We start from the raw sequence: 13460 nt of genomic DNA, 5'->3' as shown, positions 1-13460 counted from the left end.
GACGGCTGATCCGGGAGGAGGCGTGGTCGGGGTCGACTCATGTCACCACGAGAACGGTCAGAGACCCGACGAAGCACGTTCTCTGTCTTCCTCCGGCGTCATAGCGGTCCCGAGACGCCGCTTCGCCGGCGCCACAACATATTAATTGAATGAAGGAGAACACCGCTGAATAGTGATTCACGACGCACCGCTGGCCACGACGATAGACGACCTGCGTCGAGACCGGGTCAGCGTCGACGAGTATCTCGATACCGTCGAGTCCCGAGTCGACGCGGTCGAACCCAATATCGAATCGCTCGTCCCTGAGGAGGATCGGTGGAGTCGACTCCGGGCGGCTGCAGCAGACCTCCAATCCCGGTTCCCGGAGCCCTCGACCCGACCGCCACTGTACGGTGTTCCCATCGGTGTGAAGGATATCTTCCACGTCGACGGACTGCCGACTCGGGCGGGGTCGGACGTCCCGCCCGAGGCGTTGGCCGGCGAGGAGTCGACGGCAGTGCGGACCCTCCGCGAGGCGGGAGCGCTGATTCTCGGCAAGACGGTCACGGCCGAGTTCGCTTACTTCGAACCCGGTCCCACCCGAAACCCGCACGATCCGGCCCATACTCCCGGCGGGTCGTCGAGCGGATCGGCGGCGGCCGTCGCAGCCGGGCTCTGTCCGTTCGCGTTCGGCACGCAGACTATCGGATCGGTGACCCGCCCGGCGGCGTTCTGTGGTATCGTCGGGGTGAAGCCGAGTTTCGGGCGGATTTCCACCGATGGCGTGATTCCCTGTACGCCCTCGGTTGACCATATCGGGTTCTTCACGCAGGACACCGCGGGCGCTGCGGTCGGCGCGGCACTGCTCTGTGACGAGTGGCGACCGCTGCCAGCACCGCGTGACCGCCCGACGCTCGGCGTCCCCGAGGGACCCTACCTTCGGCAGGCGAGCGATCTCGGACTGAAATCTTTCGAGGAACACGTTTCGCGGCTCGAACGCGCGGGATACGACGTTGAGCGGATCGACGCATTCGAGGACATCGACGGCATTAATTCCCGGCACAATCGCCTCGTTGCCGCAGAATTCGCACTCACTCACGAGGAGTGGTACGGGGAGTATCCGGGGGGGTACGCTGACACCTCGGTCGAACTCCTCCGAGAGGGACGTGAGGTGTCGACCGCCGATGTCGCCGCCGCCCGTCGGAGTCGCCGCCGACTCCGTGCGGCGCTACACGACCGGATGCACGATGCAGGGATCGACCTCTGGATCTCGCCGTCGGCTCCCGGCCCGGCCCCTGAGGGAATCGATGCCACAGGCGACCCCGTCATGAACCTTCCGTGGACGCACGCCGGACTGCCGACCGTCGGCCTGCCGGCTGGGACGACCGACGACGGTTTACCGCTCGGCCTCCAGTGTGCCGCGCCGTTCGGCGACGACGAGAGCCTGCTCGCGTGGGCACACGATATCGCCGACAGCCTATAGACGATCTCCACTAGAACGGCGGTACACCCCGACAGCCGGGGTCGGCGTGGCCGCCAAAACGGCCGCGGGACGAGCGATTTACTGAGGGAGGTAGAGACCACACTGCTCGGACCCTTCGATACTTATCACGCGGGGTCTGATCCCGAAGAACTTCGCCCCTTTCGGCCCGGGTTCGTTCAACCGGTCGAACACGCTCCGATGCCCGGCCGGAACTCCTCGGCGAGCCACACCGTGGGCCCGGCGCTCTTCCCGGATGAGTATGGCCGAGGAGTCACTAGATCAGACAACGCTGGGGTGAGCGATCACTCATTGGGATCCGTTGATGATCTCGTGGTTTTCACTGTGACGCAGGGGAATCGCTGTGAGATGGCTCTGTGCCACGTGCGAGAACGTCCCGGACACTACTCCGGGGCGGCTCAATCAGAAACTGAGGTCTACCTAACTTCAAATCATGGGGGCGTGCTAACCGGGCTCAAACCACAGGTAGAATCGGCTTTGGGTTACTTCAGGTCGTCTAGTCTCGGAGCTACTCGACCCCATTGATGTTCAGTGCCATTTCGAACCCATGCTCTTCTCGAAGTGCCACTCGACTCCAATCACTAACGTGAATGCCGGTTCGGTTCTTCGCAAATCGACAGACGGCGGCGACCGCCGTCACGGAGCGTGACGAAATCACCCCTCGAAATGAACCCAAATACTGCCGATCGCTACGCTGTCTGGTGGTTTGCTATGTATCCACGGGAAGAGGTTGTGTGACGGGCGCGACGGGATTTGAACCCGCGGCATCTTGGTCCGGAACCAAGTGCTCTGTCCGCTGAGCTACGCGCCCTCACGACCGGATATCCGCGGCGCGCGTTTAACGCTTCTGACTCGGGGTGTCGGTATCGCTCGACTGCGGCAGCCTGTCTTCCTCGAGTCCGCACCGACACCGTCTCCGCCCCGTGGTCTCCGGATGCCACTGTCGATTATCTCGGTTGATATTCACAGCGTGGAGATTTATACCCGTCCGTCCGTAGCGTGGACAGAACCATCGTGACCCTCCGTCCCAGCGATCGACCGTCCGCCCCGCGGAGCGGCTCCGCTCGTGACGGCGAGCGACGGCTCCCGGCGGAGCGCCGGTCGACCACCGACGGGGGGTCGAAATCCGATTCGACGGCCGACGTCGCTCCCGAGGCGGCGGATCGCGCGGCCGCGGTCGACCGCGGCTCGGACCGCTTCGTCGCGGCGGTCGCCGTCGACGGCGAGGTGCTGTTCGCGGGCCCGTCGGTGCCCGCGGTGCTCGGCGTCGAGCGCGGGGCCCTCCTCGGCGACGACCTGCTGGAGCACGTCCACCCGAACGACCGCGATCCCGTCTCCGACGCGCTCTCCGCGGTCGCGACCCACCGGACCGTCACCCACCGGCTCCGTCACGCGAGCGGCGGCTTCGTCTGGGTCGAGTCCGTCGTGGACGAGGAGCTCGCGCCGGAGTTCGGAGGCCGCGTCGTCACCGCGCGCCGCGTCGACGTCGATCGCGCCTTCCCGGAGCGGTTCCGTCAGTTCCTGGAGTACGGCACCGACCTCGTCACCGTCGTCGACGCGGACGGGCGGGTCCGATACGAGAGCCCGTCCGTCGAGGAGGTGCTCGGCTACGAGCAGGGGTCGACGGTCGGCCGGTCGCCGCTCGGGTACGTCCACCCGGACGACCGCGAGCGCGTGACGGAGCGGTTCTACCGCGCCCTCGACGACCCGGAGGCGGCGCCGACCCTGGAGTACCGGTACCGCACCGCCGACGGCGACTGGGTCTGGCTGGAGTCGCGGACGCGCTCGCTGCCCGACGACGCCGCGGTCGGGACGCTCCTCATCAACTCCCGGGACGTGAGCGAGCGCAAGGCGCGCGAGCGCCGGCTCACCGACCGCAACGAGCGGCTCGACCGGTTCGCCGGCATCGTCTCGCACGACCTCCGGAACCCCCTGTCCGTGATCCGCGGGTCGATGGAGATGGCGCGGCTGAAGGGGGACACCGCCCCGCTGGAGCGGGGCGAGCGCGCGGTCGACCGGATCGACCAGCTCGTCTCCGAGCTGCTGACGCTCGCCCGGCAGGGGTCGGGGATCGACGAGCCGACGGAGTTCGACCTCGCGGGGGTCGTCCGCGAGGCGTGGGCGACCGCCGGGAGCGACGACGCGACCCTCGTCGTCGGCGGCGACGCCCGGGTCCGAGGCGACCGCGGACGCCTGCGGCAGGCGTTCGAGAACCTCTTCCGCAACGCGGTCGAACACGCCTGCGAGGCCGAGGCCGACCTCGCGGTCGTCGTGAGCACGACCGACGAGGGGGTCGTCGTCGCCGACGACGGTCCCGGAATCGACCCCGACCACCGCGCGGACGTCTTCGACCCCGGATTCACGACCAGCGCCGACGGGACGGGGTACGGCCTCGACATCGTCCGCGAGGTCGTCGAGTCCCACGGCTGGTCGATCGGGCTCCGCCCGGACGCGAGCGCGCTCGATCTCCCGCCTCGCGTGTCGCGGCCGAACGGCGCCTGCTTCGTCGTCGAGGCGCCCGATCCCGACGCCGTCGCGGCGGCGGAGCCGTGGATCGACGGCTGACCGCCTCCGGAGCGTTCGGGGCGCACCCGCGCCGCACCGCCGCCCCGTCGCGTTTATTCCTCCCGCCTCCTAACCCCGCCCGTGACCCCCGTCGACGCCGCGATCCGCCGGGTCGAGCGCGCGGACCTGCTCGGAGTGGTGCGGATCGAGCGGGCGTGCTTCTCGGACCCGTGGCCGTACGACGCCTTCGAGCGGCTGCTCGACGAGCCCGCGTTCCTCGTCGCCGAGCGCACCGGCGGGGTCGTCGGCTACGTCGTCGCGGACGCCACGCCGAACCACGGCCGCGACATCGGCCACGTCAAGGACCTCGCGGTCCACCCGGACGCGCGGGGGGAGGGGATCGGCCGCGGGCTGCTCCGGTCGGCGCTCGCCCGGCTCCGTGGCGTCGGCGTCGCGGTCGTGCGCCTGGAGGTCCGCGAGAGCAACGCGGTCGCCCGGTCGCTGTACGCGGACGAGGGGTTCGAGCCGGTCCGTCGCGTCACCAACTACTACCGGGACGGGGAGGACGCGATCGTGCTCGTCGTCGACCTCGCCGAGTGGGCGTCGGCGGACTGAGCGCCCGGCGGCGGACTGACCGCTCGGTGACGGTCGCTCCGCCGCGAGGGGCCGCTTTTGACTGCCGCTCCGGTTTTGATCGGGGTTCCGCTTTTGACAACTCTTAGTGCTCGGGGCGCAAACCGTACGGTATGAGTTCGGTTCCCGAGCGAGCGGAGATCGACGAGGCGTACAAGTGGGACCTCCAGGGCGTCTACGAGGACGACGAGACGTGGGAGGCGGCCTACGAGACGGTCGCCGACCGGATCGACGAGCTGCGCGACTACGAGGGGCGCGTCGCCGAGGACGCCGCGACCCTGCTGGAGCTGCTCGAGCTCCGCGAGGAGATCTTCCGGGAGATCCAGCAGGTGACGACGTACGCCCGGCTCCGCAGCGCCGAGGACACGCGGAACCAGGAGTACCAGGCGATGTCGGCGCGGGCGTCCTCGCTCAGCTCCGAGGCGTCGAGCGCGGTCTCGTATCTCGAGCCCGAGCTGCAGTCGCTCAGCCAGTCGGCGGTCGCGGAGTTCCTCGAGCGCGAGCCCGCGCTGGAGACGTACGAGCACTACCTCGACGACGTGTTGCGGATGAAAGAACACACGCGCTCGGCGGAGGTCGAGGAAGTGCTCGCCGACCTCTCGGAGGTCACCGACGCCCCGGCCGAGATATACTCGATGCTGACGAACGCCGACATGACCTACGGCGTCGTCGAGGACCCCGACGGCGAGGAGGTGGAGATCACGCAGTCGAACTTCACGAAGCTCCAGACGAACCCGGACCGCGACTTCCGCCGGCGCGTCCACGAGACGTTCTACGAGCAGTGGGCGGACGTCCGCAACACGGTCGGCACCTCGCTCGAGAAGGCGGTCCGCGAGCACGCGACGAGCGCCGAGATCCGCGGCTACGACAGCGCCCGCGCGGCCGCGCTCGACGGCTCGAACGTCCCCGTCGAGGTGTACGACACCCTCGTCGACACCGTCGACGATAACCTCGACGTGCTCCACCTCCATGCCGAGCTGAAGCAGCGGGCCCTCGGCGTCGACCAACTCGAGAGCCACGACCTCTACATGTCGCTGACGGGCGACCAGGGTCCCGACGTCGAGTACGACCAGGCCCGCGAGTGGGTGATCGAGGCGGTCGCGCCGCTCGGCGAGGCGTACCAGGAGCGGATGGCCGAGGGGCTCGACTCGCGCTGGGTCGACGTGTACGAGAACCGCGGGAAGCGCTCCGGCGCGTTCTCCTCCGGGACCTACGACACCCAGCCGTACATCATGATGAACTACCAGGACGACATCGCCTCGATGTTCACGCTGGCCCACGAGCTCGGTCACTCGATGCACTCCGAGCTCGCGGGCGACGCCCAGCCGTGGCACGACGCGAGCTACGAGATCTTCGTCGCGGAGATCGCCTCCACGGTCAACGAGACGCTGCTCACCCATCACCTGCTCGACACCGTCGAGGACGACGAGCTGCGGACGCACGTGCTCGACGAGTACCTCGAGCGCTTCCGCTCCACCCTCTTCCGGCAGACCATGTTCGCGACGTTCGAGCAGCGGATCCACGAGCGCGTGGAGGCCGGCGACGCGCTCACCCCCGACGCCTTCGACGAGATCTACGCCGACCTGAAGGGCGACTACTACGCGCCCGCCGAACTCACGGGCGGCGTCGAGCGCGAGTGGGAGCGCATCCCCCACTTCTACTACAACTTCTACGTCTACCAGTACGCGACCGGCATCTCCGCGGCCGCCGCGATCGTCGAGCGCGTCCTCGACGAGGGCGAGCCCGCCGCCGCCGACTACCGCGAGATGCTGGAGGCCGGCGGCTCCGACTACCCCTTGAACGTCGTCGAACTCGCCGGCATCGACATGGCGTCGCCGGCCCCGATCGAGGCCGCCGTCGGGATCTACGACGACTACCTCGACGAGATCGCGACGCTGCTCGACCTGGAGTAACTCCCCGCGCGGTCGACACGGCGGAACGCGGCGAGCGGGGTCGACGCTACAGGGACTTCGTCATACAGGCGGCCGAGGCGGGGCAAAGCTCGTCGAACTCCGTCGTTCGCCGGATCGCCTCCGGTGCGGCGTCCCGGTCGATCTCCGCGTACTCCCGGTCGGCGAAGAAGTCGGCCGCGGTCGTGGTCAGCAGATACAGCGCGTCGACGCCGCCGGACGCGGCCCTCGCTTCCACCGCCGCGCAGAGCGCCGTTCCGTACCCTCGGCCGCGTTCGTCCTCCTCGACGACGACCGACCGGAGGAGGCCGTCGCTCCCGTAGCGCTCGACGCCCGCGACGCCGACGCGCTCGTCCCCGTCGTAGCCGACGTAGAAGCAGTCGGGCTTCGACCGCACGTCCCGCGACGGCAACCCGTTCGCCTCGAGTCGCTCCTCGACGTACGAGAGGTCGGCCGCGTCCGCTCGGCGGAGGCGTACCGATGCTCCGTCCATAGCTCGGATCACGGGCCGAACCCCCTAATAGTCTCACCAGGACGCGGCTCGGACGAGAGCGATCGGGGGTGAAAGCGACCGCAGCCGCTCGCCGCGCTGGGCTCCGATGACCGCTTCCCGGCACCGATTTACCGCTCCCCCGCGACGTACCGAGTAATCATGGACGAACGCGTACGCGAGCACGCCGCGGTGCTCGTCGACTGGAGCGCGCGGGTCGAGGCCGGGGACGACGTCGTCGTCAGCGTCGCCGAGGACGCCCACGAACTGGGCGTCGCCGTCGCCGAGGCGCTCGGCGAGCGCGGGGCGACCGTCACGACGCTGTACGGTTCCGATGAATTCTCACGGGCCTATTTAAAAGGCGCCGAGGCGGGAGCCGACGGCTCCGACGCGGTCCCCGACTTCGACGACGACCCGGCGGTCGACCGCGCGATCTTCGAGGCCGCCGACGCCTACCTCCGGATCGGGGGCGGCCGCAACACCACCGCGACCGCCGACGTGGCGAGGGAGACGCGACAGGCGTACGCGAAGGCGCGGAAGGGCGTCCGGGAGGCCCGGATGGACACCGACTGGGTCTCGACGGTCCACCCCACCCGGAGCCTCGCCCAGCAGGCGGGCATGGCGTACGAGGAGTACCAAGACTTCGTCTACGACGCCGTGCTCCGCGACTGGGAGGCGCTCGCCGCCGAGATGTCGGAGATGAAGGCCGTCCTCGACGCGGGCGAGGAGGTCCGGATCGTCACCGAGCGCGACGACGCGCCCGACACCGACGTGACGATGTCGATCGCGGGCCGCACCGCGGTCAACTCCGCCGCCTCCGTGGCGTACGACTCGCACAACCTCCCGAGCGGCGAGGTGTTCACCGCCCCGTACGACACCGAGGGGGAGGCGTTCTTCGACGTGCCGATGACGATCGACGCGACCCGCGTCCGGGACGTGCACCTCGTCTTCGAGGAGGGCGAGGTCGTCGACTTCTCGGCCGGGGCCGGCGAGGACGCGCTCGCCGGCGTGCTCGACACCGACCCGGGCGCCCGGCGACTCGGCGAGCTCGGGATCGGGATGAACCGCGGGATCGACCGGTTCACCGACTCGATCCTCTTCGACGAGAAGATGGGCGACACGGTCCACATGGCGGTCGGCCGCGCCTACGACGCCTGCCTCCCCGAGGGCGAGTCGGGCAACGACAGCGCGGTCCACGTCGACATGATAAGCGACGTGAGCGAGCGCTCTCGGATGGAGGTCGACGGCGAGGTCGTCCAGCGGGACGGGACATTCCGGTGGGAGGAGGGGTTCGAGGACTGAGCGATCGAACCCGCCGGCGGCGATCCGGTATTTAAACAAACGCGGCAGTGCGGCGGCGCGCGCCTGCGAGCGGCCGCCCCCGGCGGTCGCGAGTCAGCGCGTGCGAGGGAGTCGCGAACGAAGTGAGCGACAGCGAGGCGCTTCGCGCCTCTGGCAGCCGGCGGCAAAGCCGCCGGCGACGAGGCTGGGGAGGCGTGAGGTGTGGTTGCGGTGCTGTGGGGGGATACAAAGGGGCAGCCGCGAGGACGAAGCACGGCGCAGTAAGCACCGCAGCGAGCAACGCGAGCGAGGAGCGCAACAAGCCGCGCGAGTCGTCGCGGCTGGGGCTTTGGAGGTCTTCACTGTCGATCCAGCGTCACTCATTTATAAACGAGCGGCTGGGGCTTTGGAGGTGTTCTCCGCTACAGCGACTGCAACGACGTATAAACGCCCGACGGAAGCCCCGAGATCGAGTCCTTATTTCCGTAAAGCGTCGAGATCGAACTCGAAGGCGGCCACCGGGACCTCCAGGTCGTGTTCGACGAGGACCGCGGGGTGCACCTCGCCGATCACGCCGACCCGCTCGCCGTCGATCTCGACCGCGGCGGTCCGGCCGTCGATGAACGACGGGTGCTCGGTGCGGGGCGTCGCCAGCTCCGCGCCGAAGTCGTCGCACACCGCCTGCAGGCGGCCCTTCGCGGCCTCGTAGGAGGCGTCGCGCCGGGCGACCGCGCCGGCGACGCGGCGGCGCTCGGCGACGTTCGTGTTCTCGGCGTCGTCGCGCTCGGCGACGAAGCCGACCTCCGCGACGTCCTGCGGGTACGCGTTGTGGGTGTTCCGCTCTAACAGCATGACGAGCGAGGGGAGCGCCCAGGTGCGGAGCTGGGTGTACTCCTCGCTGTACGGCTCCGTGATCTCGACGGGGTCGCCGCCGCCGAGGACGGCGGTCCCCGGCTCCACGTTCATCCGGTCGTAGTTCTCGGTGCCGCTCGTCATGTGGAAGTTGAGCAGGTCCTCGAAGCCGAGCCCGACGAGGCTCGTCCGGACCGCGTCCTCCAGCCGGGAGCGCTCGTGGCGCCCGCCGACGGTCCCCACGTCGGGGTAGCGCGGCTCCAGCTCGTCGAAGCCGTACGCCCGGCCCACGTCGTCGACCAGGTCGAGGGGATGGAGCACGTCGACGCGGTACGGCGGGATCTCCACCTCGTAGGTGACGTCGCCGTCGAGCGTGTAGGAGGCGTCGAGGCCGGCGCGCTCGAAGCAGTCGACGACCTCCTCCGGCTCGAACTCGACGCCGAGCAGCGTCTCGATCCGATCGTGGGTGACGGACTTCTCGTCGGTGTCGAAGTTCGGCCGAACGAGCTCGGCGCCGTACTCGTCGGGGGCGGCCGCGCCGTCGGCGTAGTTCACTTCGACCTCCTCGACCGTCGCGCCGCGGGCGGAGAGGGCGTAACAGACGATGTTGCACATCCGGTCGATCGTCCACTGGTCGGTGCCGGTGAGCTCGACGAGCAGCTCGCGCGAGCCCGCCGTCACCTCGGTCCGCTTCCCGTTGATGACGGGCGGGAACGAGAAGAGGCCGAGCTCGTCGTAGATGGCGGGGTAGCGGTCGAGACCTTCGACGAGGTCCGCGTACTTCTGCCCCGTGTCGTGCTCCTCGAGCACCGCGGCGGGGGTCAGCTCGTCGTTCGCGTCCAGCGGGACAAACGTGTCGCCCTCGGGCTCGACACCGCGGTAGGTGATCGACGGCTCCGCGCCCTCCTGCAGGGGCGCGCCCTTCACCATCGCGAGGTCGTGGATCCCGATCGCGCCCTTCGCGCGACCGCGCCCCATCGTCGCGTGGAGCTTCTCCTGGAGCTGGATCAGCGAGTCGAGTGCGCTCTCGTCGAGGTCGACGCCCCGGATCACGGCCCCCGTCACGTAGGGGCGCTCGTCCGGCACGGACTCGTCGACCTCGATCGTCCACTCGGGGTCGTTCGTCTCGGGGACGTAGACGCCGCGGTCGTCGCCGTAGTGGTAGCGCAGCGAGCGCGCGACCCCCTCGACGGAGAGGCGGTCGAGCCGGTCGGGCGCGAACTCGAACTGGAGGAGGCCGTCGTCGGTCTCCCCTTCGAACTCTAAGCCGAGCCCGAACAGGTCCTCCTTGAACTCCGCGTCTGTCGTGTCGGTACGGCCGGTGAGTCCCCGCAGCTCGTCGGTGTCGATGTCGACGACGGGCATCAGTAGCTCACCTCCGCGTCCCGCAGGAACTCGATGTCGGCCAGCGTGCCGTGGAGGTCGCGGATGTCCTCCGCGCCCGTCGTCAACATCGCGAGCCGTTCGAGGGCGAGCCCCCACGCCATCACGTCGCAGTCGACGCCGAGCGGGCCGGTGACCTCCTCGCGGAAGACGCCGGAGTTCCCGATCTCGATCTCCTCGCCGGTTTCGGGATGTTCGCCGAACAGCTCGAAGGAGGGTTCCGTATACGGGTTATAGTGGGGTTTGAACCGGATGTCAGTGATTCCGAACTGCCGGTAGAACTCCTCGAAGGTGCCCATCAGGTCGCGCACCGAGAGGTCCTCGGCCATCACCCACCCCTCGATCTGGAAGAACTCGAGGAGGTGCGTCGGGTCGAGCGTGTCGTTGCGGTACACCTTCTCCACGGAGAAGTAGCGCTGCGGGGGCTCGAGCTCCGCGCCGGCGATCCCCGAGAGGTACCGCATCGACAGCGAGGTGGTGTGGCCCCGGAGGGCGACCTCGTGGGCGAACTCCTCGGACCACGGCGAGTGGTAGCCGTCGCCGTCCTCGCCCCACCCCTCCCGGTGGGCCGACTCGACCCGCCGGATCAGCTCCTCCGGAATCTCGTCCATCGGGTCGACGTCCAGCGCGAACCGGTCCCAGTGGGTCCGCGCGGGGTGGTCCTGGGGCATGAACAGGCAGTCGTTGATCCAGAAGTCGCTGTCGGCGTGGGGGCCCTCCATCTCCTGGAACCCCATGCCGACGAGGACGTCCTTCACGCGGTCGGCGGTCCGGCGGAGCACGTGTTTCCGCCCGCCTCGCGTCGTCGGGGCGTCAGCCTCCACGTTGTACTCGGAGAACTCCACGTCGCGCCACTCGCCGCTGGCGAGCAGCTCCGGCGTGAGCTCCGAGACGGTCTCGGTCGCCTCCACGCCCGTCATCAGCGCGTCGACGCCCTCCTCGGTGAGCGTCACGGACCGAGTCACCGACTCGCCGCGCTCGACGAGCCCGCGGGAGTCCAGCTGGTCGAGCACCGCCTCGTCGACCGCGGGGTCGTCGCCGCCGGCGAGAGCCGCGAGCGCGGCCGCTTCCGGGTCGGCGTCGGGGTCGGCGTCGGGGTCGACCCGGAGTTCCCCCGAGTCGATCGAGCCGAACCCCTTCCGCGCGAAGTTCGAGAGCGCGATGTCGACCTCGGGGCCGTCGAGGTCGGCCTCGCCGATGACCCGTCCCATCGAGACCGGCGCCTCGTCGGCGTCGAGCGCGAGCCCGGCCCCGTAGAGCCGCGTCTCGGGAAGCTCGTCCTCGACGTAGTGCCGTCCCTCGTCGGTGAGATCCAAGGTCTCGGCGGCGCGTTCGGCAACCGAGAGCAGCCCCTCGTCGCGGAGGTCGAAGGCGGCGCCGACGACCGTCTCGGACTTCAGTCCCGCCTCCGCCGCGATCTCGTCTATCGTCCGTTCGTCCGTCGCGCTCGCGGCCTCGAGGACCGCGAGCTGTCGTTCCGGGAGTCGCATTCGAGTTGTATCCATACGCGTGTGGCTGGTTGGTAACGGTTCCGGCACGTCGCCGGCAGCGGTTCCGGCACGTCGCACTCGCGGGACGGCACGGGGCGGCTTCGTCTCCCGCGTGACCGTCCCGACCGCCGAACCGTGCGCGGTTTCGCCGCCCGATCGCGGGGCAGGTCCGCCGCGCGCCGGTCAGTTAAAAAAGAACCCGAACGCGTCGCCGTCGGCTCTCCGGGCGATACCCGCCGTGGCGCGTTCGAGTGCCATGCGATCCCCTGACGCACGCGAGACGTTAACCGTTTCGCTCCGGTCGGCCGATCCGTCGATCCGTTTGAATTATCGTTTCTGATTAACGACGGCGAGAGTTTATATACTCGTTCGGCGACGAGAGGGTATGAGCAGTGTTCCGACAAGCGCTTCCGACGCCGCCTCGCTTCCCGGACCGGTCCGGGTCGCCCACGGCTGCGACGACCGACCGGCGAGCCGCGCTGTCGTCGAGGCGGTCGCCGACCTCGCCGGGGTCGCCCCCGACGGGCTCGCCGACGAGGCCGACATCGTCCTGTACGACCACGTCGACCTCGACGCGCTCGACGCGCTCGTCGAGCACCGCGCGGACGGCGGGGTCTCCCTCTCGTTTTCCGTCGCCGAGTACGACGTCCGGGTCGACGACGACGAGGCCGTCGCGCGAGTTACCGAGTAGGAACCGTTGAGCGTTTCGCCCACTCAGCTCTCCTCTTCCGCCCGTTCTCGGAGCGCCGCGATCCGATCGCCGAGCGGCGGCTGCACCTCGAACCACGTCGACCAGTCGCCCGTCTCGGGCTCGACCCCCCGAATCGCGGCGACGCGCTCGAAGGCGTCGGCGACGCGCCCCGCGCCGACGGCGTCCGCGGCGCGGTCGTCGGCCGCGTACTGCACCCGCCGGCCGACCCAGAACGCGGCGACCCCCACGGCGACGAGCGACGCGAAGCCGGCCTGAAACGGCACCGCCGCCGTCACGATCGCCGCCAGCACCGCGAGCACCGCCGCGATCGCGACCGCGCGGAACTCGCCGTAGTACGTCTCGACGCGCCCCGCCTCGGCCGCGAGCAGGCCGAGCGCGACGTCCTCGTCGAGGTCGTCGAGCACGCTCTCCGTGACGAACAGGACCCGCCTACCGGGCGGGCCGCGGACGCCGACTTCGACCCGGCCGATCCCCGGCTCGTCCGCGTCGGTCGCCGCCTCGTCGGCTGTCTCCTCGGCGCCGGTCTCGATCGCGACCCGTTCCACGTCGAGGCCGGCGGTCTCGCGCAGCGAGGCGAGCCGCCCCCGCTCCTCTGCCGTCGGCTCCCGCAGGTCGCGGAAGCGGTCGGCCGCGTACAAGGGTCCGACTTCGACCGCGAGGAAGGCGACGACGGCGACGCCGACGAGGAACGCGACCGTGAGCATGGCTCCCCGTCCGCCCCCGA

At 69.5% G+C, this 13460-nt stretch carries 10 protein-coding genes and 1 tRNA gene; 6 read left to right on the top strand and 5 right to left on the bottom strand.

The window, feature by feature from the left end; genetic code table 11:
* Positions 1 to 172: 172 nt before the first annotated feature.
* Positions 173 to 1462: an amidase gene (locus tag FGM06_RS06170; protein WP_206668670.1), complete on the top strand. Its 1290-nt coding sequence runs from the start codon at positions 173 to 175 to the stop codon at positions 1460 to 1462.
* Between the two features lie 756 nt (positions 1463 to 2218).
* On the opposite strand, the gene FGM06_RS06160 is transcribed toward FGM06_RS06170, so the two are convergent.
* A tRNA-Arg gene (locus tag FGM06_RS06160) sits at positions 2219 to 2291 on the bottom strand.
* A gap of 203 nt (positions 2292 to 2494) precedes the next feature.
* Between FGM06_RS06160 and FGM06_RS06150 the strand changes: the two genes are divergently transcribed.
* The 3 genes from FGM06_RS06150 (at position 2495) to pepF (ending at position 6531) form a co-directional block, all read left to right on the top strand.
* On the top strand, positions 2495 to 4045 hold the full coding sequence (locus FGM06_RS06150; protein ID WP_144798538.1) for a PAS domain-containing protein: 1551 nt from the start codon (positions 2495 to 2497) through the stop codon (positions 4043 to 4045).
* 81 nt (positions 4046 to 4126) lie between these two features.
* Complete coding sequence (rimI, locus tag FGM06_RS06145) at positions 4127 to 4600, top strand: ribosomal protein S18-alanine N-acetyltransferase (protein WP_144798237.1); 474 nt, start codon at positions 4127 to 4129, stop codon at positions 4598 to 4600.
* Between the two features lie 131 nt (positions 4601 to 4731).
* Positions 4732 to 6531, top strand: coding sequence for an oligoendopeptidase F (gene pepF, locus FGM06_RS06140; protein WP_144798236.1), 1800 nt, complete (start codon positions 4732 to 4734; stop codon positions 6529 to 6531).
* 46 nt (positions 6532 to 6577) lie between these two features.
* On the opposite strand, the gene arsN2 is transcribed toward pepF, so the two are convergent.
* Complete coding sequence (gene arsN2, locus FGM06_RS06135; protein WP_144798235.1) at positions 6578 to 7021, bottom strand: arsenic resistance N-acetyltransferase ArsN2; 444 nt, start codon at positions 7019 to 7021, stop codon at positions 6578 to 6580.
* Positions 7022 to 7180: 159 nt separating this feature from the next.
* Between arsN2 and FGM06_RS06130 the strand changes: the two genes are divergently transcribed.
* Entirely contained in the window at positions 7181 to 8320 is a 1140-nt protein-coding gene (locus FGM06_RS06130) for an aminopeptidase (protein ID WP_144798234.1), read from the top strand.
* Positions 8321 to 8776: 456 nt separating this feature from the next.
* Here the strand turns inward: FGM06_RS06130 and pheT are convergent, their stop codons facing one another.
* Together pheT and pheS are read right to left on the bottom strand one after the other, a co-directional pair.
* Positions 8777 to 10516 (bottom strand): phenylalanine--tRNA ligase subunit beta, encoded by a 1740-nt coding sequence (gene pheT / locus FGM06_RS06125; protein WP_144798233.1) that lies wholly within the window; start codon positions 10514 to 10516, stop codon positions 8777 to 8779.
* Positions 10516 to 12024 (bottom strand): phenylalanine--tRNA ligase subunit alpha, encoded by a 1509-nt coding sequence (gene pheS, locus FGM06_RS06120; protein WP_144798537.1) that lies wholly within the window; start codon positions 12022 to 12024, stop codon positions 10516 to 10518. Before pheS ends, pheT begins: the two co-directional genes overlap by 1 nt.
* Before the next feature lie 385 nt (positions 12025 to 12409).
* Here pheS and FGM06_RS06115 point away from each other — a divergent pair, with 385 nt between their 5' ends.
* A complete protein-coding gene (locus FGM06_RS06115; RefSeq protein WP_144798232.1) occupies positions 12410 to 12715 on the top strand; it encodes a HalOD1 output domain-containing protein in 306 nt (101 codons plus the stop codon).
* A 23-nt stretch (positions 12716 to 12738) separates the two neighbouring features.
* Here FGM06_RS06115 and FGM06_RS06110 read toward each other — a convergent pair whose 3' ends face one another.
* Positions 12739 to 13440, bottom strand: coding sequence for a peptidase (locus FGM06_RS06110; protein ID WP_144798231.1), 702 nt, complete (start codon positions 13438 to 13440; stop codon positions 12739 to 12741).
* Positions 13441 to 13460: the final 20 nt, after the last annotated feature.

Origin of the sequence: Halorubrum depositum (genome assembly GCF_007671725.1) — an archaeon.
Taxonomy (GTDB): Archaea; Halobacteriota; Halobacteria; order Halobacteriales; family Haloferacaceae; genus Halorubrum; species Halorubrum depositum.
Note: the sequence above shows the minus strand (reverse complement) of the source record. Positions and strands in the feature narration are given on the sequence as shown.